This window comes from Microvirga sp. HS2, from assembly GCF_055792805.1.
The window spans coordinates 20,171-37,167 of record NZ_JBVVAJ010000004.1; the positions used below are offsets into that span (position 1 = coordinate 20,171).

Below are 16,997 nucleotides of genomic sequence, written 5' to 3' on the forward strand. Positions count from 1 at the left end.
TTTCATGCAAAGATCAGTTGGATATGCATCTCCAACTGGTTGACCTGTCGCACATAGGGAGTGCGCCGCTCCTGATGGCGCATTTTGAGTGTGGTGATTGTCGTCTGCTTCACAGATTCCTCCACCCCGCTCTGCTGGACCGTTTCCAGGTCCTTGCTGAACTCGAAATCGAAATCGGCCAAGGCCCGCAACAGCGACTGCATCAGCGGCAGAACGTCGGACGAGTAGATGCCTGTCATCTGCTGAGGCATTCTTGAGGTCAGGCTTTTGTCCGAGCTGGGAAGCATCATCATCCTCCAGGTTCTTGTTGTTCCTACCGGGTCATCCACCCCTCGCGCGGCTGTGCTCCGCGAGGCTCTGGTGAGGCTCTGCACGAAGGCAGGAATGGGGCTTGGCGATTGAGAGCCTAGTGCAGCGTCTCTGGGTGCCAAGTCCTAAAGAGCACTGGCCGCTTCCAGAGGAGAAAATGATCCTGCTCGGCAAGGCGCAACTGCTGATCGTTTTCGAGACGTGCAATTTGCGCCTCGATAGTTGCCAGCTGGCGCTCAAGCCTAGCAGCACGCCGACGGGTACGCGGTGGCAGCTTCCGCTTCTTGCTTGTCATTGAAGCACCCCAAACTTGCAGCCCTGCCATTGTCCTGAGAGAATGCTTGGCAGTTTGCTGGCAATGATGCAGCGCCCCTAGAGTCTCTGTTTATTTTGATTTGACTATGCTGCTTCGGCGGTCGTCCGTCTGTCGGGAACGCAACAGACCAGTAACTTTTCATTAACTTATGTTTGCCGCGGCTCTATAGCGTGATCATGGCTTCCAGCCTGACGCTGGTCTGCTCCGCTTGAGGGGGAGCAGATTCGGCGACCGAAATCGCGTGCGAGCGTGGAGGCGATGCGTCGAGATCGATCTTGAGATCACTGATGGCGTCCATGACAGCCTTAAGTGCGCGAGACGGGACGGGTCTCAATTCGGCGCTTCCGACGAGGGCTGCCCCATGCTGGCTGAGTCTGCGGCCATCAGCAGCCCTTCGGCTAACTCTCGCGCCTGCTTCGGCGTCATAGCGATGGACAGCTTCTGCCGGATGCCAGCAGCATAATCCTCCGGTGTCGCGGCATACTCGATCACCATCATCGCGTCCCGCTCGTCCAGGGTTCCGACTGTAAAGCTGGTCATCGCTCTGATCTGGTCACGGGCGATAGGCTCTTTTGGCATCGGCGTGGCTCCTTTCAGGGACTGCGATCAGACAGGGAGCGCCTGACCGGCCAAGAGGGACTGGCGAGCGCGAGAATCGTGCTGCTTTCTGGCAGCCGGGCGGTGGTCTCGGTTCACGATGATAACCTGCAACCCCGAGATCGAGAATCCAGCCAGATCATCCCTTCTCGTGGCCCCTTCAAGTCACCAGCAGATGCAGGTAAAAGGGCTGCCGCAACAGCTCTGGCTAGCCAAGCACCGTCGTCAATCCGAGCCAAGTTCGCGCGAGAAGGCCGGGAGAGCTATTGGCGCTAATGGCACAAGCGGCATAGTACCCCAGTGCGGTCACCCGGCAGGAACTCCCGTGATCCATTCCCGGACGTGATACCGCAAGACCTCTGATGGCCGATTCGGCTTGGCTCCAGCCACCGTTCGGAGCGGTAAATTCTGCGACCTGAGGGACCGGCCTCTCACCCAGGTTGGACGTGGTGGCTGATTTTCAGCGGCGCGGCTTGGAAGGATAAACAGGCCGTGCAACCAAGACGGTCTGTGGGACCGGCGAGTTGTCGTTGGCGGGCATCGGCGAGCCTCCAGAATCGTTGCCACCACGGATGTTGCCGGAAGCGTGACCACTTGGCTCAAATTCGAAAGGGGTAATCCGCCTGAAATCGTGGTCACTGCGCTGCTTAGCTTGCGCGAGCTAGGCTGTTGTTGAAAACTGCAGTACCAACAGGGCTATGTTATCGCCGCAGGTGGGGAAGGCGGTGGGGTTTGTTATCCCCTCTCACCAAATCCACTATAACTCGCAGTAACTTAGCAAAGGTAAGTGGCGGAGACGGAGGGATTCGAACCCTCGATACCCTTTTGGGGTATGCTCATTTAGCAAACGAGTGCCTTCAGCCTCTCGGCCACGTCTCCGTTCGCGAAGGGGCGAGTGCGTGACAAGCCTGCTTCGTTGGTGGCGCAATAGACGCGAACGGCCGCCCTTCGTCAAGGCCAAAAAGCATCCCGCACAGAGGGAAAACCGCGGGCGGGACCTGGGCCGTACGGTCCTCCCCATGGTAGGAGGCGCCATCGCAGAAACGAAAGGAGCCTGACGTGGCAGACATCAAGCGGATCGGCGTTGCCGCCCGTTACAGCGACCTCGTGATCCATGGGAACACAGCCTATTTCTCAGGCTATGTGCCCGAGACCACCCTGGAAGGGACGGTCACGGAGCAGACCCGGGACGTGCTGGCGCAGATCGAGCAGTCCCTGACCGAGATCGGCAGCGACAAGTCCAAGCTCCTGCAGGCCACGATCTGGCTGACGGACATGGCGTCCTATGACGAGATGAACGCGGTCTGGGACGCCTGGGTCGTGCCGGGCCACACGCCCGCGCGGGCCTGCGTTCAGGCGAGGCTCGCCGATCCAGCCTATGCGCTCGAGATCCAGGTCACGGCGGCGCTCTGACGAGGCGCGTTACGGCGAAGGCGTTCGGGCCTGCTCGGCCTTGGGGGCCTTCGCCATCGAGTTCAGGCGCTTCTTCTCATAGTGCTTCGCCAGGCGCAGGTGGCGCCAGATGGCGTAGTTCATGGCGATGAGGAAGCCGTAGGTCCCCCGCAGGAAGTGCAGGCGCCCGAAATAGGCCTTGATGAAGGCCGCCGGGAATTCGAAATAGACCCGCCACGTGGGGATGGAGACTCCCCTCACCTCGAGGTCGAGGGCGAGCTGGTCCGTGTAGAAATTGAGCTTGGCGATCTGGTCCCCGAGCGAGCGGATCGAGCGGTGGTGGACCAGACCTTTAAGCTTTCCGACCTTCGTGCCCGGCCTCAGCTCGACCCGGTCATGGACCAGGGACGTCGAGTAGCGGCCCGCATCGCGGCGATAGAGCCGGACGGGCGCGATCCGGTATGCCAGAGGATGCGGCGCGGCCTCGCCGGGATAGGTCTCGGCGATGCGGATGCCATAGGCCTGCCGGGGCGGTTCGCCCTTCGTGAAAAGGGCCCTGATCTCCTCTCGCAAGGCCGGCGAGAGCTCCTCGTCCGCGTCGAGGTTGAGCAGCCATTCATGGCGGCACTGGTCCTCGCCGAAGCGCTTCTGCTGGCCGTAGCCCGGCCACGGATTGAAGATCACCCGCGCACCCAGCTCCTCGGCGACCGCCTGGGTCCCGTCGGTCGAGCCCGAGTCGATAACGACCAGATCATCCGTCAGGTCGCGAACGGCGCGGATGGTCGCTCCGATCCGGTCGGCCTCGTTCTTGGCAATGATGAAGACGGAGAGTGGAAGCATGGCAACGGGTGCCTAGCCGCCCTCAGGAAAGATGGCAAGAGGTTCCAAGTCCTTAGCGCGCCCTTGCCGTCCCGTGTTGTTTTTTGGCCCGAGGCATCTCGCGGCATCCAAGCTTGAGCTGGGGAGAGGCGCGGCGCCCCCCTACCGCTCCGGAGCGGTATTCTGCGCCGAGGAAAGAAGCTCTCCCTGCGGTGCCTCTCTGCGGCCGGGGGCGAGGACCTTGGCATGGCTTCGCACCCGCAGTTCCGCGAGCAGGGGGAAATGGTCCGACGCGACCCGGGTGAGCACGGTCCGGACCGGAGCGGCATTCATCACCTCCACCGAGCTGGTGACGAAGACATGGTCGAGGCGCAGCAGGGGCGCGCGGGTGTGAAAGGTCGGTTGCGGCTCCCCATGAGCGCTCGAAAGCTGCGCGTCCCGCAGCCGATCGGCGATCATCCGGTAGGAGCGCGAATAGGGCGGCGCGTTGAAATCTCCGAGCAGGACCGCCGGATCGGCACATTCGGGATGCCCGATCCAGTCGGGCCCCACCAGCGCCGTCGCCTGGGCCCGGCGCTCGCCAGAGCGGAGGGACAGGTGGGCATTGATGACATTGACCACTTGCCCGTCGATCTCAGTGCGCACCCACAAGGCGCTCCGCTTCTCGAAGGAGGGCCTGGTCGATTGGGTCGGCAGCCGCCCGGACTTCACGAGGTAGGCGGGATGCTTGGTGAGGATGGCGATCCCGTACTGCTCCCCCAGGATCCGGATCGTGGGCTGGAAATGAAGATCCATCCCGAGCTTCTCCGCCACCACGGCGGCTTGGTCGGCCTCCCCCGCCCTCGTGCGGCCGACCCGTACCTCCTGAAGCGCGACGATATCCGGCTCGCAGGCCGCGATGACCTCTGCCGTCCGCGTTGGCGAGATCTTTCGATCGGTGCCCAGCCAGCGGTGAACGTTGTAGGTGAGGATTCGGAAGGGGCGCCCCTGGTGTTGGCTGTGCTTCAAAGGTCGGTACCAGCTCGATCAATGGTGACGATGGACATGCATGTCCTCCCTGCAGGCATGCGGCGACAGCCCGCGACCTATGGCGCGAACATGTCGGAACAATGGCCCACGATCCGCCCAAGTTCCTGGAAAACGCAACCGTAAAGGCGGCTTGACCTTCCCATGATTGGAAGGATTACACCTTGCCCCTATATAGGGATCAGGAGATTCGAGATGGCCACCCCCAACCGTTCCACCGCCCCGGAGAGCTTCGACATTCCCATCCAGGGAATGAGCTGCGCCTCCTGCGTCGGCCGCGTCGAGAAGGCCATCCGCGCGGTTCCCGGCGTGACCGCCGCCAACGTGAACCTGGCGACGGAGCGGGCACGCGTCTCCTTCGCGGCCGATCAGGCTGATCCCCAGGCCGTGGCCGAAGCGATCCGGGCCGCGGGCTACGAGCCCGCGAAGAACCATGTGGACCTCGCGATCACGGGCATGACCTGCGCATCGTGCGTCGGCCGTGTCGAGAAGGCGCTCAAGCGCGTTCCCGGCGTGGTGGAAGCCCATGTGAACCTCGCGACCGAGCGCGCCAGCGTCGATTATCTCGGCGGCGCCGACGTGGTGGCCAGCATGATCGCGGCCGTCGATGCGACGGGCTACGAGGCCGGCGAGATCCGCCAGAGCCAGGACCAGACGGACCGGGAGCGCGCGGCCCGCGAGGCCGAGATCTCGGGACTCAGGCGTGCGCTGACCATCGCGGCCGTCCTCACCCTGCCGGTCTTCGTGATCGAGATGGGCTCGCACTTCATCGAGGCCATCCACGACTGGGTCATGAACAGCCTTGGCCACCAGACCAGCTGGTATCTGCAATTCGCCCTGACCACCCTGGTCCTGTTCGGCCCGGGCCTGCGCTTCTTCCGGAAGGGCGTTCCCGCCCTGCTGCGCGGAGCGCCGGACATGAACTCCCTCGTCGTCCTCGGGACCAGCGCGGCCTACGCCTATTCGGTGGTGGCGACCTTCCTCCCCGGAGTGCTGCCGGCCGGCATGGCCAATGTCTATTACGAGGCCGCCGCCGTGATCGTGACGCTGATCCTGCTCGGCCGCTTTCTGGAGGCCAAGGCCAAGGGCCGTACCTCCGAGGCCATCAAGCGCCTCGTCGGCCTCGCTCCGAAGACCGCCCGCGTGATCCGCGACGGCGCCGCGCGGGAGATCCCGCTCGATCAGGTGCTCGTCGGCGACATCGTGCAGGTGCGCCCGGGCGAGAAGGTGCCCGTCGACGGCGAGGTGCTGGACGGCTCCTCCTTCGTCGACGAATCCATGATCACCGGCGAACCCGTGCCGGTCCAGAAGTCGCAGGGCGCGGAAGTCGTCGGCGGCACGATCAACAAGACCGGCAGCTTCACCTTCCGCGCCACGCGCATCGGTGCGGACACGGTCCTGTCCCAAATCATCCGCATGGTGGAGCAGGCGCAGGGCTCGAAGCTCCCGATCCAGGCGATGGTCGACAAAATCACCGCATGGTTCGTGCCCGCCGTCATGGCGGCGGCGGCGCTGACCTTCGCCATCTGGCTCGTCTTCGGGCCGGAGCCTGCCCTCACCTTCGCGCTCGTCAACGCGGTGGCTGTACTCATCATCGCCTGCCCCTGCGCCATGGGCCTGGCGACCCCGACCTCGATCATGGTCGGCACGGGCCGCGCCGCGGAACTCGGCGTGCTCTTCCGCCAGGGCGAGGCGCTGCAGAGCCTGAAGGAGGTCGGCGTCGTCGCCCTCGACAAGACGGGCACGCTCACGCAGGGTCGCCCCGATCTGACGGATTTCGTGACCGCCGAAGGCTTCTCCGAGGCGGACGCGCTGAGGCTCGCCGCGGCTGTGGAGGCCCGCTCCGAGCATCCGATCGCGCAGGCCATCGTCGCGGCCGCCGAGCGGCGGGGTCTCACGCTTCCCGCCCTCGACAGCTTCGAGGCCGTGCCCGGCTTCGGCGTCTCGGCCATGGTGGAGGGCCGCAAGATTGATGTCGGCGCGGATCGCTTCATGCGGAAGCTCGGGCTCGATGTCGCCGTCTTCGCCGACACGGCGGCCCGCCTCGGCGCGGAGGGCAAGAGCCCGCTCTATGCCGCTATCGACGGAAAGCTCGCAGCCATCGTCGCCGTGGCCGATCCGATCAAGGACTCGACGCCCGAAGCCATCGCCGCCTTGCACGCCATCGGACTCAAAGTGGCGATGATCACCGGCGATAACCGCAAGACCGCGGAAGCCATCGCGCGGCGCATCGGCATCGACGAAGTGGTCGCCGAGGTGCTGCCCGAAGGCAAGGTGGATGTAGTGAAACGCCTGCGCGAAGCCCACGGCCGCATTGCCTTCGTGGGCGACGGCATCAACGACGCGCCCGCCCTCGCCGAAGCCGATATCGGCATCGCCATCGGCACGGGCACGGACATCGCCATCGAGAGCGCGGACGTGGTGCTCATGTCGGGCGACGTGCGCGGCGTCGTCAATGCCATCGCCCTGTCGAAGGCGACGATCCGCAATATCGGGCAGAACCTGTTCTGGGCCTTCGCCTACAACGTGGTGCTGATCCCCGTGGCCGCGGGCGTGCTCTATCCCTTCGACAGCACCCTGCTCTCGCCCATCGTCGCGGCGGCCGCCATGGCGCTCTCCAGCGTGTTCGTGGTCGGCAACGCGCTGCGCCTGCGCCGCTTCAAGGCCCCCATCGAGTCGCGGCAGAGCCAACAACCACTCGTCCAAACCGCAGGAGGTGCGGCATGAATATCGGACAAGCAGCTTCGGCCTCCGGCGTTTCCGCCAAGATGATCCGGTACTACGAATCCATCGGCCTCGTCCCCAAGACCGTGCGCACGGAAGCGGGGTACCGCGTCTATTCGCACGACGACGTGCATACGCTGCGCTTCATCCGCCGTGCGCGCGATCTCGGCTTTTCGGTGGAGCAGATCGCCGATCTCGTCTCGCTGTGGCGCGACCGCGAGCGCGCGAGCAAGGACGTGAAGGCCATCGCCCTCGGCCATGTGGACGTGCTCGAGCGCAAGATCCGCGAATTGCAGGAGATGGCCTCGACCCTGAAGCATCTCGCCGAGAATTGCTGCGGGGATTCGCGCCCGCACTGCCCCATTCTCGAGGAGCTCGCGAGCGAGGAACCCCTGCCCGTCCACGCCAAGGCGGATGCGCGCTTCGGCGCTTTGGGCAAGGCTTGAGAGGCTGAGACAATGCACCCGCCGCCTTCCGACGGCGGGTGCGGCGGTTCCTACACGCCGAATGTCACATGTCCCTGGGCGTCGATGGCCCATGCGGGATTCCACGCGATCTCCCATGCATGCTCGTCGGGATCGGCCACATAGCCTCGCATGCCCCCATGGGGCGGCGCGTCGGCCGGCCGCATGATCCTGCCGCCCGAACGGGACAGCCGCTCCAAGGTGGCCTGCACATCCTCGCGGAAGGCGACATTGTGGGCGAGAGAATATGCGCCGTGGGCGGCGAGATCCTCGCGTTGCATGTCCGCCGCGAGGGCGCTCCGAATCCAGGTTCCGAGGACGAAACCGTTCATCTGGTAAAAGATGATGTCTTCGTTCTCGAAGACAGGGCTCCAGCCGAAACCTTCGACATAAAAGCGGCGCGAGCGGGCGAGATCGCGCACGCCGAGCGTGACGACGGATACTTGTTGTTGCATCGAGTCATGTCCCTACGTTGTCCTGACGCACCATGCGCCAGGGCTCACGTCATGGGACTTGGCGCATTCGCGCCAGTCAGAACTTCCCGCAGGAAGCGACCGGGCTAACCAAACCGGTCCGCCTTTTTCGACAGGGGGAGAGTACCCGCCTCTGCCTCCCGGTCAACCCGGATCAAGCCGCCATGTCGACTTCACGGCCTCGGCCGAGGTCCTGCATCCACTGCGCGAACTCGGGCGTGCGCCGGATCTGGAAGCCATAGTGCCGGCGCAGCGCATCGACGAGGCGGCCGTTGCGGGACAGGAGGTCGTCGGCGAAGGCGATCATGCGCGAGTTCGGCCAGGCCTGGGGCCTGATCTCGACCAGGCGCTCGAAGAGGCGGTCCTCGCTTTCGTCAGGAATGCTCTGCGCCATGAGCGTGAGCATCGCGGCGGTCGAACGGGAGATGCCCATGTGGCAATGGACGAGCAGGTGCCCTTCCGTGCGCTGCGCCCTGCCCGCCGCCACCTCGTCGCCGAAGCGCAGCACGGCCTCCACATGCTCGGGCTGCGGCAGGATCATGCCCTCGATGGGATTGATGATGTCGTGGAAGCGCAGGATCGTGCGGTGATGGGGATCGTAGGCGCCGAAGGCCTCCGGATCGGGATGGTCCGGATCGAGGATCGAGAGCACATGCGTCACGGCCCTCTCCTTCTGCTCCGGCAATTCGGAGATCCCGCAGATCGTCAGCATGGAAACGGAGAGAGATTGCATCGCGTCACTCGTTGAAAGGGAAGTCGCCAGTCGCATGGCCCTGCGCGAACGTTGTACTCATCCCGGGGGAATACTTTCAATCCTGCCAAATGATTGTGTCCTTTTGATCACAGCTCGGCTCAGCCACATTTTTGCCATTGCGGTAACACCTTGTTGTCACCAGCTAGGCTATGAAATCTTCGGATACGTACCGCCGCCGCCACCAAATGCTGGCGGCAAAAGCGAAAAAACCAGAAACTGCGAGCCTCCCCCACTGATGTTTGCTCTTACGGCCCCACGCTTGCCCATGTTGCGAAACGCCATCCGCTTCTGCGTCCTGCTTCTCCCGATGGCGCTCGCCGCCTGTGTCACCACGTCGGCTCCACCGCAGCAGGCGGCCCGCCGCATCGACCCTGCCTACATGGCCATGTACGGCGCGCGTCCGGACGAGTCGCATCCGCTTCCCGCCACCGATATCTCCGAAGTCGACTCGCGCTTCCTGCGCCGGGAGGTCGCCTATTACGGCCGCGAGGAGCCCGGCACCGTCGTGGTCGATACGCAGGCTCGTTATCTCTACCTCGTCCGCGAGGGCGGCCGCGCCATCCGCTATGGCATCGGCGTCGGCAAGGAAGGCATGGCCTGGGCCGGCCGGGCCCGCATCGGCCGAAAGGCCACTTGGCCCAACTGGACGCCCACCGCCGCGATGATCAAGCGCGAGCCCGAGCGCAACCGCCCGTGGGCCAGCGGCATGCCGGGCGGCCTTCAGAACCCGCTCGGCGCCCGCGCGCTCTATCTCTACAACAACGGCGCCGACACCATGTACCGCATCCACGGCACGACGGAGCCCTGGTCGATCGGCCAATCGGTCTCCTCCGGCTGCATCCGCATGTTCAATCAGGACGTGATCGATCTCTACAACCGCGTGCCCGTCGGCTCGCCGGTGGTGGTGCTGAACGGTCGCAGCCCCTTCAACGACGTCGAACCGGAAGAGGCCCGCGTCTCCTACTACTGAGCAGACGCCTCCTCGACCATGGATCAAGGGCCGGTCTCCGACCGGCCCTTGTCTTTGTGACTGTGCCCGTCTTGATGTATCATCGGTACGTCTCTGCTGGAGGCATGCCATGACTGTCGAACGCGCGATCCTTCTGACCGTCGGCGGGCTCATTATCGTCAGCGTCCTGCTCGCCGTTTACGTCAACCTCAATTGGCTCTGGCTCACCGGACTTCTCGGCGCCCATCTCGTGCAGGCCTCATTTACGGGTTTCTGCCCCGTCGTGATGATGTTCAAACGCCTCGGGCTTCCCAGCAAGCCCGGTTTCACCTGAGCGAACGGCCCCCTCCTCTGGAGGCCTGTGCGCGCTGTCCTATGAATCAACGTCCATGCTCCATGCAAAGGATTGCCCATGGACGACTGGTTCCCGCAGGCCCTGAGGTTCACCACGCGCGCCATCGAAGTGGGCGGCATCGCCATCATCGTTCTCGGCACTCTGGGGGCGACGCTCTCAGTTCTCTGGCAAGTCCTGCACGGGCGCCGGTGGGATGAGGCCTTCGGAGACTACCGTTCCAATCTCGGGCGAGCGATCCTGCTCGGCCTCGAATTTCTCGTCGCCGCCGACATCATCAATACGGTCGCCATCGAGCCGTCCATCGATAGCCTGCTGATCCTTGGCGGCATCGTGCTCATCCGCACGTTCTTGAGCTTCTCCCTCGAAGTGGAGATCGAAGGGCGCTGGCCATGGGAGCGGCACAAGAGCAAGCCTGACGATAAGAGCAGCCCACGCGTAGCTTGACGGTTGACGGAGCGGAATTCCGCTCATAAGAAAACAAACCGGCCCGCAAGCCGCCGCCGCCCTTCAAGCGTCCGTCGGCTCCCACAATCTGCCTTTTCCCTTCGCCCCACCGGTGTGTGGATGGCGTGTGATCGCACACATCAGCCAGCGATCCTCTCCGGCAGGTTTTCCTTTTGACGTGAAGCAGCCTTTTCTCCTGGCCCGAATGCCGTGGCGGGCTGCTTTCAGCGACAGCTTTCGACCATGACGAGTTTCGAAACAGGCACATTCCTGAGCCGAATTCCCTTCGCGAAAATCGGCTCCGGCCCCGACCCCATCATCGTTCTCAACGGCGGACAGGCCTTCGTCCGGCGCCCTACGCCTGCGCGCACGAAAAGAGACGCCAAGCGCATCGCGCGGCTCCTCCCGCCTCATCGCACGGCCTATGTGATCGGCTACGATCACACGCCACCTCCAGGCTACAGCATCGACACCATCGTCGGCGACGTGTCGCGGATTCTGCGCGACGAGATCGGCCCTGCGAGTGTGATGGGCATCTCCTTCGGCGGCTTCGTGGCGACGCGCCTTGCCGCCGACCATCCCGCTCTCGTGAAGGATCTGGTGCTCATGGTGAGCGCCCATCGCTTCTCGCAGGAGGGCCGCCGCAGCATCGACCGGCAGATCGCATGCGCGTGGCAAGGCGATTTCGAAGGCTTCCTCGACGAATTCGGCCTCGTGTTCCGCCGCCCGTGGCTCAACTGGCTGCTGCGCATGCGCCTGAAGCAGGAGCGGGACCGGCTCCAGGAGACGATGAACGATCCCGCGACCATCGTGCGTGGCCTTCACGCCGTGGCGGGCGAGGATTTCGGCGCGGATCCGGAATGGCTGAGGACGATCCGGGCCCGCACGCTCCTCGTCGGCGCGACGCGCGACCCGTTCTTCGACGTCGATGCAATGGAGGAGACCGCCCGTCTGATCCCGTCCTCGCAGCTCAAGCTGTTCAGGGGCGAAACGCACATGCTCCCCGTCGAGCGGGCGCGGGACGTGGCAAGAACCGTGAGGGCGTTTCTGCAGTGACGATCAGGAGCGCGGGAGCCTTCCCGCCCTCGGGCTCCCTCCGTCATGGCCGCACTTGTTGCGGCCATCCACGTCTTGGACCCACGGCACCTGAAAAGACGTGGGTGCCCGGCTCAAGGCCGGGCATGACGGCGCGTCGCGGAACCGGTTCGATGCACTAGAAATAGCGCGCCAGATTCGTCCGGATGCGCTCCAGCACGGGCACGCCCGGATCCGGCAGGGCGAAGGTTTGGCCGGTGATGCGCTCGTAGGCGTCGATATAGACCCGCGAGGTTTCGAGGATCACGTCGCTGGGGATTTCCGGGATGGGGTCCTTGTAAGGATCGCAGCGGGCGACGACCCAGCTACGCACGAAATCCTTGTCAAAGCTGTCGGGCCGCTCGCCCGCCTCGAAGCGCCTCGGATAGCTCTCGGCGAACCAGTAGCGGCTGCTGTCGGGCGTGTGGATCTCGTCGGCGATCATGATCCGGCCCGCCTCGTCGATGCCAAACTCGTATTTCGTGTCGACGAGAATGAGACCGCGCGCGGCCGCGAGCTCGCGGCCCTTGGCGAAGAGCGCCAGCGCGTAGTCAGACACCGTCTTCCACTGCTCAGGCGTGAGGAGCTTGCGCTCCACGATCTCGCCTGAAGTCAGCGGCTCGTCATGGCCGCCGTGGAAGGCCTTCGTGGTGGGCGTGATGATCGTCTGCGGCAGCTTCTGGTTGTCACGCATCCCGTCCGGAAGCGTGATGCCGTACATCTCGCGCTGTCCCTGCTTGTAGAGCGAGAGGATCGAGGTGCCGGTGGTTCCGGCGAGGTAATCGCGCACCACGATCTCGACGGGCAGGATGGTGAGCGTCTTGCACACGGCCACGTTCGGATCGGGATAGTCGAGAATGTGGTTGGGGCAGATGTCCGCCGTCTGCTCGAACCAGAAACGGGCGGTCTGCGTGAGCACCTGCCCTTTGAGCGGAATGGCCGCCAGGTTGCGGTCGAAGGCGCTGATACGGTCGGACGCGATGATGATGCGCCGCCCATCGGGCAGATCGTAATTGTCGCGCACCTTGCCCCGGTAATGGTTCGGCAGTTCCGGGATCGTCGCATCCTCGAGGACGTAACCGGCATATGCCCCTAGGGCTGCTTGATCGACCATGCTCACCTGCCACGGCTGTTCGGGTTCCGGCCCTCCCCGGGGCCACGCCGAGTTCTAGAGCATCGAACGCAGGAGTGGGAACCGGTTTTGCGTGAAAAGATGCTCGAAACCACAAAGTTGAAGCTGCGGATGTGAGTTCGATGGCACGTCCGATGCCCTGGACCGAGCTCTCCGAGAGGTGAGCCCCGGCTTCAGAACCACGCAGCTTCCCCCGGTTTCACTCGGCGCTGGCGTTCTTGCGCTGCACCACATTGAGGCCAGAGAGGACCACCGTCGTCTCGTAGCCCTGGGAATCCACGACGGTCCATTGCTTGAGGGCGTTCGCGCGGCTGTCGAAGCGCAGGGTGATCTTCGACGTGCCGCCGAGCGTCGCGCTGTCGTCGAACGCCACGGTGATCATGCCGTCGCGGCCAATCTGCACGTCACGGACCTTCGTGTCGCGCGCGAGATCCACGTTCTCCTGCACCAGGAACTTCAGGGGCGTCTGGCCGACGGGATAAACGTCGTTGGTGCCGAGCTTCTTGTCCCGGATCGCCACGTTCCGCCCATCGGACACGATTTCCAGGGTGCTCGGCGGCGCATAGGCGAAGTGCAGCCGCCCTGGACGCTGCACGGAGAGCGTGCCCTCCACCTGCTGCCCGTTGGGGTTCTTCTGCACGAAATAGGCGGACATCTGGTCCATGCTGTTGAAATAGGCGTTCACCCGCTGCAGGGCCGCCGCCGGAGAGGTCGGATTGGGCGGCGAAACCGGTGTGGCGGGGGCCGCCTGGGCCGCGACGGAGGTCGCTGTCGGAGCCGCTTGAGCGGGCGTCGCACGCGCAGGCTTCGGCGGCTCTGGCACCTTGACCGGAGCGGGCTCGGGAGCCTTCGGCGCTTCGGCGGCCTTGCTTTCCGGCTGCGGCGCGGGCTTTGCGGGTTCGGGAGCGGCCTCTTTCACCGCGGGCGCGGCAGGAGCGGGTTTAGGCTCCTGCGCGACGGTCGGCTGGGGTTGAGGCTGCGCGGCCTGCTGCCTGGGAGCAGGTTTCGGCTTGGGCGCTGCGGTCTTGGTCTGTGGTTTGGCGGGGGGCTTGGCCTGTGCCTGGGCCGGCGCCGCAGGCGCTGCGGGTTGCGCCTGCTGGGCTGGAGCGGGCTGCGCTGGAGCCGATTCCGGCTGCGCCGCCGGTGCGCCCTGCCCTTGCTGGGGCTTGAAGATGCCGTCGAGGAAGCGCGTCAGCGGATCGGACGGCCGCTGTTGAGCGGCGACCGGCGTGGCGAACGCCAGGACGAGGGCAAGACCGGCGGAACGTCGCAAAGACTTCTTGAGCATGACTCGACTGCAAACCCGAAAAACAAGACTTATCCGCAAGGCGGCTCACCGCGTAACCGTGGCGGTCCAGCCTTATCGCGTCGATAAAGGGCTGAATGAAGGCATTAATCTGGGGATGAAAGCGAGTCGCGTCCAGAGCATCGGACATGGAAATTGGAGTCGCGCCCGCGAGCCGCTCCGATGCTTCCTTCTCGGAAAGGAGCATCGTTCTCTGGGGGCCGATGACGCCCCGTCAGGCGGCGTTCGCGTATTCCTCCTCGTCCTCTTCGGGGCGGACCGGAGCAGGCTTCGGCCGTGGCTTCGCCGCGCGCGGTCGGGACTGGCGCTTCTTCTTCGCGGGCTTCCTGCTCCACATGCCGCTCCACCAGCCCTGCCAGCTCCAGGCTCCGGGACCGACGAGCAAGTAGAACATCAGGCTGGACAAGACGCCGAGATTAGCAAGGAACACCGCCTGCTCCGCCTGGCGGTTCAGGCCGCCGTAATCCCAGAACCGGTGCAGGGCCCCGGTGGAGACCGCAAGGGTAGCGATCAGGGCCAGGGCGCTCACGCGCGGCGCGAGACCGAGGATCAGGGCAAGAGGCGCCACGATCTCGGCGACCGCGATCACCGCCGCCACGATGTCGCCGTAGGGAACGCCTTTCAGGGTCAGCGCCGCCGCGAAGCCCGAAATATTGGCGAGCCGGCCGATGGCGGGAGGCAGGAAGCAGCAGGCCAGCAGGACGCGCCCCAGGAGCAGAATACCGTTCGTCGCGCCCGCATTCATGATCAACCCTCTCCTCTTGCCTTGCGGCCCGGAATCGCGGGCCGCCGGTCCGCATTAGAGGCGGAGGTTCTTAACCTGTTCTTAGCGTACGCGGCTTTCCACGCCTTCTTGAAGCCCGGCGGCCGGGGAGCCCGTCGTCCGATGCCTCAAAGTCGCATGTTCCTCTCGCGCAGCATGCTCTCCCAGCGCAGGGTGTGCTCCACGATGGTCGCGAGATCGTCGTAGCGGGGCTGCCAGTGGAGCCGTGAGCGGATGCGGGTGGAATCCGCCACGATGGTGACCGGATCCCCCTCACGCCGGGGCGCGAGGCGAGCCTCGAGCGGACGCCCCGAGACCTTGCGGACGGTGTCGATCACCTGCGACACCGAATAGCCGTGCCCGTATCCGCAATTCACCACCAGGCTCTCGCCGCCCGCGCGGAGATGGTCGAGCGCCTGCATATGCGCCCCGATCAGGTCACTCACATGGATGTAGTCGCGGATGCAGGTGCCGTCCGGGGTCGGATAATCGGTGCCGAACACCTCCATGGAGGGCCTCATGCCGAGCGCCGTCTGGACGGCCACCTTGATGAGGTGAGTCGCATTCGCGGTGCATTGCCCGTGGCGCATGGCGGGGTCCGCCCCGGCCACATTGAAGTAGCGCAGGACGACGAAGCGCATGCCGTGCGCCGCCGCAACGTCCCGCAGCATCACCTCGGTGAGCTGCTTGGAGCTCCCATAGGGGGAGAGCGGTGCAAGGGGCGCATCCTCCGAAAGCGGCCTGTCGGAAGCGTCGCCATAGACCGCCGCCGTGGAGGAGAAGACGAAGGTCTTGATGCCCGCTGCCACCGCCGCAGCCAGGAGAGAGCGGCTCTTCACCGTGTTGTTGAGGTAGTAGCCCAGCGGATCGCGCACCGATTCAGGAACGACGAGCTTGGCGGCGAAATGCACGATGGCATCGATGGAATGGGCCTGCAGGTTCTGGAGCACCAGCTCGTAATCGCCGACATCCCCTACGACGAGGGGCACATCGTCCGGAACGGACCAGCGAAAGCCCGTCGAAAGATTGTCGAACACAACGGGATTGTGGCCCGCATCGCGCAGAGCCAGAACCATGTGGCCGCCGATATAGCCGGCCCCTCCAGTCACCAGAACGTTCACGGGATCCCTCGATGATCTTTTGCATCATCCTGACGTGAACGGGGCTGGATTTCCAGTGCGGCCTGCTGGCAATACAGACGGGCTACACGTCCAATGATGATAGGGTGCTGCATGAGCGAACGGACGGAATACTGGTGGGTCCACCACGATTCCCGGATCCAGCCGGCGGAGGTCGGCTTCGTCGGCGGCATTCCCGTGCATTTCCGGTTCATCGGCACCGCGGGCCAGGTTCGGGCGGAATCGGCCGAGCTGATCGAACGCCTGCCCGCGCCGCCTGCGCCCGTCTTCCGCCCTCAACCCGCCATGACCGCCGCCCCCGCCGCGAAGCCGCAGAAATCCGGCTCCTGGCTGTGGTTCATCGGCATCCTGCTCCTGATCTTCGTCGCGCAATGCTCGGGGCAGATTTTCGACGCGATCAAGTGAGGATCGAGGCCATGACTGAAATGCACAGCGATGTCGTCGGTTCGAGGCCGCTTGCATTCACGAACGGCGGATTCCGCGCATTCGGATGCGCATAGCCCATAACGCAAAAAGCGCTCCATGGGAGCGCTCATCGAACCTTCATTCGTGCAGAGAAAGAAGTGGTGCCCAGGGGCGGAATCGAACCACCGACACTGCGATTTTCAGTCGCATGCTCTACCAACTGAGCTACCTGGGCATCCGATGCGCGGCGTTGCCGTGCGCGTCGTGGGCGGTTGTATAGTCAGACCTTCGCCGCCTGTCCAGCCATCGGACGAGAAATTCTGGAAGAAATTTATTCGGCGTCTTCCCGGTCGTCCTCGCCGCGATCCTCCGGGTCGTCGACGGCGGGAATCGCATAGCCGCCGGAGAGCCACCGGTTCAGATCGACATCCGCGCAGCGCTTGGAGCAGAAGGGCTTGAATTCCGGGCTCGACGGCTTGCCGCAGATCGGGCATTTGCCGGTCGACGTCAAAGGCTTGTTCTCGTTGGCAGGGTCCATGCCTCGCTCCTCTTTCGG

The 16,997-nt window shown here is 64.5% G+C and carries 21 protein-coding genes and 2 tRNA genes; 9 read left to right on the forward strand and 14 right to left on the reverse strand.

Features of this window, described 5'->3' with window-relative positions; translation table 11 throughout:
* Positions 1–2: 2 nt before the first annotated feature.
* Positions 3–239, reverse strand: coding sequence for a hypothetical protein (locus ACS5Q0_RS05095; protein ID WP_473125526.1), 237 nt, complete (start codon positions 237–239; stop codon positions 3–5).
* Between the two features lie 152 nt (positions 240–391).
* On the opposite strand from ACS5Q0_RS05095, the gene ACS5Q0_RS05100 reads away from it, so the two are divergent.
* Positions 392–607 carry a hypothetical protein gene (locus ACS5Q0_RS05100; protein WP_473125527.1) on the forward strand — a complete coding sequence of 72 codons (216 nt, stop codon included), beginning with the start codon at positions 392–394 and terminating at the stop codon, positions 605–607.
* Positions 608–788: 181 nt separating this feature from the next.
* On the opposite strand, the gene ACS5Q0_RS05105 is transcribed toward ACS5Q0_RS05100, so the two are convergent.
* The 3 genes from ACS5Q0_RS05105 to ACS5Q0_RS05115 all read right to left on the reverse strand — a co-directional run bounded on the left by ACS5Q0_RS05105 (position 789) and on the right by ACS5Q0_RS05115 (position 2,101).
* Entirely contained in the window at positions 789–923 is a 135-nt protein-coding gene (locus tag ACS5Q0_RS05105; RefSeq protein ID WP_473125528.1) for a hypothetical protein, read from the reverse strand.
* A 32-nt stretch (positions 924–955) separates the two neighbouring features.
* Positions 956–1,204 (reverse strand): hypothetical protein, encoded by a 249-nt coding sequence (locus ACS5Q0_RS05110; RefSeq protein WP_473125529.1) that lies wholly within the window; start codon positions 1,202–1,204, stop codon positions 956–958.
* 806 nt (positions 1,205–2,010) lie between these two features.
* A tRNA-Ser gene (locus ACS5Q0_RS05115) sits at positions 2,011–2,101 on the reverse strand.
* A 180-nt stretch (positions 2,102–2,281) separates the two neighbouring features.
* Between ACS5Q0_RS05115 and ACS5Q0_RS05120 the strand changes: the two genes are divergently transcribed.
* Entirely contained in the window at positions 2,282–2,635 is a 354-nt protein-coding gene (locus ACS5Q0_RS05120) for a RidA family protein (protein WP_473125530.1), read from the forward strand.
* A 9-nt stretch (positions 2,636–2,644) separates the two neighbouring features.
* Here the strand turns inward: ACS5Q0_RS05120 and ACS5Q0_RS05125 are convergent, their stop codons facing one another.
* Both ACS5Q0_RS05125 and ACS5Q0_RS05130 read right to left on the reverse strand, forming a co-directional pair.
* A complete protein-coding gene (locus ACS5Q0_RS05125) occupies positions 2,645–3,454 on the reverse strand; it encodes a glycosyltransferase family 2 protein (RefSeq protein ID WP_473125531.1) in 810 nt (269 codons plus the stop codon).
* Between the two features lie 141 nt (positions 3,455–3,595).
* Positions 3,596–4,441 (reverse strand): endonuclease/exonuclease/phosphatase family protein, encoded by an 846-nt coding sequence (locus tag ACS5Q0_RS05130; RefSeq protein WP_473125532.1) that lies wholly within the window; start codon positions 4,439–4,441, stop codon positions 3,596–3,598.
* A 213-nt stretch (positions 4,442–4,654) separates the two neighbouring features.
* Between ACS5Q0_RS05130 and ACS5Q0_RS05135 the strand changes: the two genes are divergently transcribed.
* The gene (locus ACS5Q0_RS05135) at positions 4,655–7,186 is read left to right on the forward strand and encodes a heavy metal translocating P-type ATPase (RefSeq protein ID WP_473125533.1); all 2,532 of its coding nucleotides are present in this window, start codon (positions 4,655–4,657) and stop codon (positions 7,184–7,186) included.
* Positions 7,183–7,629: a Cu(I)-responsive transcriptional regulator gene (gene cueR / locus ACS5Q0_RS05140; RefSeq protein ID WP_473125534.1), complete on the forward strand. Its 447-nt coding sequence runs from the start codon at positions 7,183–7,185 to the stop codon at positions 7,627–7,629. The genes ACS5Q0_RS05135 and cueR overlap by 4 nt, the downstream gene beginning before the upstream one ends.
* Positions 7,630–7,679: 50 nt before the next feature.
* Here cueR and ACS5Q0_RS05145 read toward each other — a convergent pair whose 3' ends face one another.
* Together ACS5Q0_RS05145 and ACS5Q0_RS05150 are read right to left on the reverse strand one after the other, a co-directional pair.
* Positions 7,680–8,102, reverse strand: a complete 423-nt coding sequence (locus ACS5Q0_RS05145) for a VOC family protein (protein ID WP_473125535.1) — start codon at positions 8,100–8,102, stop codon at positions 7,680–7,682.
* A 172-nt stretch (positions 8,103–8,274) separates the two neighbouring features.
* Positions 8,275–8,853, reverse strand: coding sequence for a tyrosine phosphatase family protein (locus ACS5Q0_RS05150; protein WP_473125536.1), 579 nt, complete (start codon positions 8,851–8,853; stop codon positions 8,275–8,277).
* A 286-nt stretch (positions 8,854–9,139) separates the two neighbouring features.
* Between ACS5Q0_RS05150 and ACS5Q0_RS05155 the strand changes: the two genes are divergently transcribed.
* The 4 genes from ACS5Q0_RS05155 (at position 9,140) to ACS5Q0_RS05170 (ending at position 11,678) form a co-directional block, all read left to right on the forward strand.
* Positions 9,140–9,844 (forward strand): L,D-transpeptidase, encoded by a 705-nt coding sequence (locus ACS5Q0_RS05155; RefSeq protein WP_473125537.1) that lies wholly within the window; start codon positions 9,140–9,142, stop codon positions 9,842–9,844.
* 109 nt (positions 9,845–9,953) lie between these two features.
* The gene (locus ACS5Q0_RS05160; RefSeq protein WP_473125538.1) at positions 9,954–10,157 is read left to right on the forward strand and encodes a YgaP family membrane protein; all 204 of its coding nucleotides are present in this window, start codon (positions 9,954–9,956) and stop codon (positions 10,155–10,157) included.
* Between the two features lie 78 nt (positions 10,158–10,235).
* Complete coding sequence (locus ACS5Q0_RS05165; RefSeq protein ID WP_473125539.1) at positions 10,236–10,622, forward strand: DUF1622 domain-containing protein; 387 nt, start codon at positions 10,236–10,238, stop codon at positions 10,620–10,622.
* Positions 10,623–10,865: 243 nt separating this feature from the next.
* On the forward strand, positions 10,866–11,678 hold the full coding sequence (locus tag ACS5Q0_RS05170; protein ID WP_473125540.1) for an alpha/beta fold hydrolase: 813 nt from the start codon (positions 10,866–10,868) through the stop codon (positions 11,676–11,678).
* Positions 11,679–11,835: 157 nt separating this feature from the next.
* On the opposite strand, the gene ACS5Q0_RS05175 is transcribed toward ACS5Q0_RS05170, so the two are convergent.
* The 4 genes from ACS5Q0_RS05175 to galE form a co-directional block, all read right to left on the reverse strand.
* Positions 11,836–12,810 carry a phosphoribosylaminoimidazolesuccinocarboxamide synthase gene (locus ACS5Q0_RS05175; protein ID WP_473125541.1) on the reverse strand — a complete coding sequence of 325 codons (975 nt, stop codon included), beginning with the start codon at positions 12,808–12,810 and terminating at the stop codon, positions 11,836–11,838.
* A gap of 217 nt (positions 12,811–13,027) precedes the next feature.
* Positions 13,028–14,116 carry a LolA family protein gene (locus ACS5Q0_RS05180; RefSeq protein WP_473125542.1) on the reverse strand — a complete coding sequence of 363 codons (1,089 nt, stop codon included), beginning with the start codon at positions 14,114–14,116 and terminating at the stop codon, positions 13,028–13,030.
* Between the two features lie 232 nt (positions 14,117–14,348).
* A complete protein-coding gene (locus ACS5Q0_RS05185) occupies positions 14,349–14,879 on the reverse strand; it encodes a DoxX family protein (RefSeq protein ID WP_473125543.1) in 531 nt (176 codons plus the stop codon).
* Positions 14,880–15,025: 146 nt separating this feature from the next.
* Complete coding sequence (galE, locus tag ACS5Q0_RS05190; RefSeq protein WP_473125544.1) at positions 15,026–16,018, reverse strand: UDP-glucose 4-epimerase GalE; 993 nt, start codon at positions 16,016–16,018, stop codon at positions 15,026–15,028.
* Positions 16,019–16,129: 111 nt separating this feature from the next.
* Here galE and ACS5Q0_RS05195 point away from each other — a divergent pair, with 111 nt between their 5' ends.
* Entirely contained in the window at positions 16,130–16,441 is a 312-nt protein-coding gene (locus ACS5Q0_RS05195; protein WP_473125545.1) for a hypothetical protein, read from the forward strand.
* Between the two features lie 159 nt (positions 16,442–16,600).
* Here ACS5Q0_RS05195 and ACS5Q0_RS05200 read toward each other — a convergent pair.
* Both ACS5Q0_RS05200 and yacG read right to left on the reverse strand, forming a co-directional pair.
* Positions 16,601–16,676: transfer RNA gene (locus tag ACS5Q0_RS05200), tRNA-Phe, on the reverse strand.
* Positions 16,677–16,772: 96 nt separating this feature from the next.
* Positions 16,773–16,979, reverse strand: a complete 207-nt coding sequence (gene yacG / locus ACS5Q0_RS05205) for a DNA gyrase inhibitor YacG (protein ID WP_473125546.1) — start codon at positions 16,977–16,979, stop codon at positions 16,773–16,775.
* Positions 16,980–16,997: the final 18 nt, after the last annotated feature.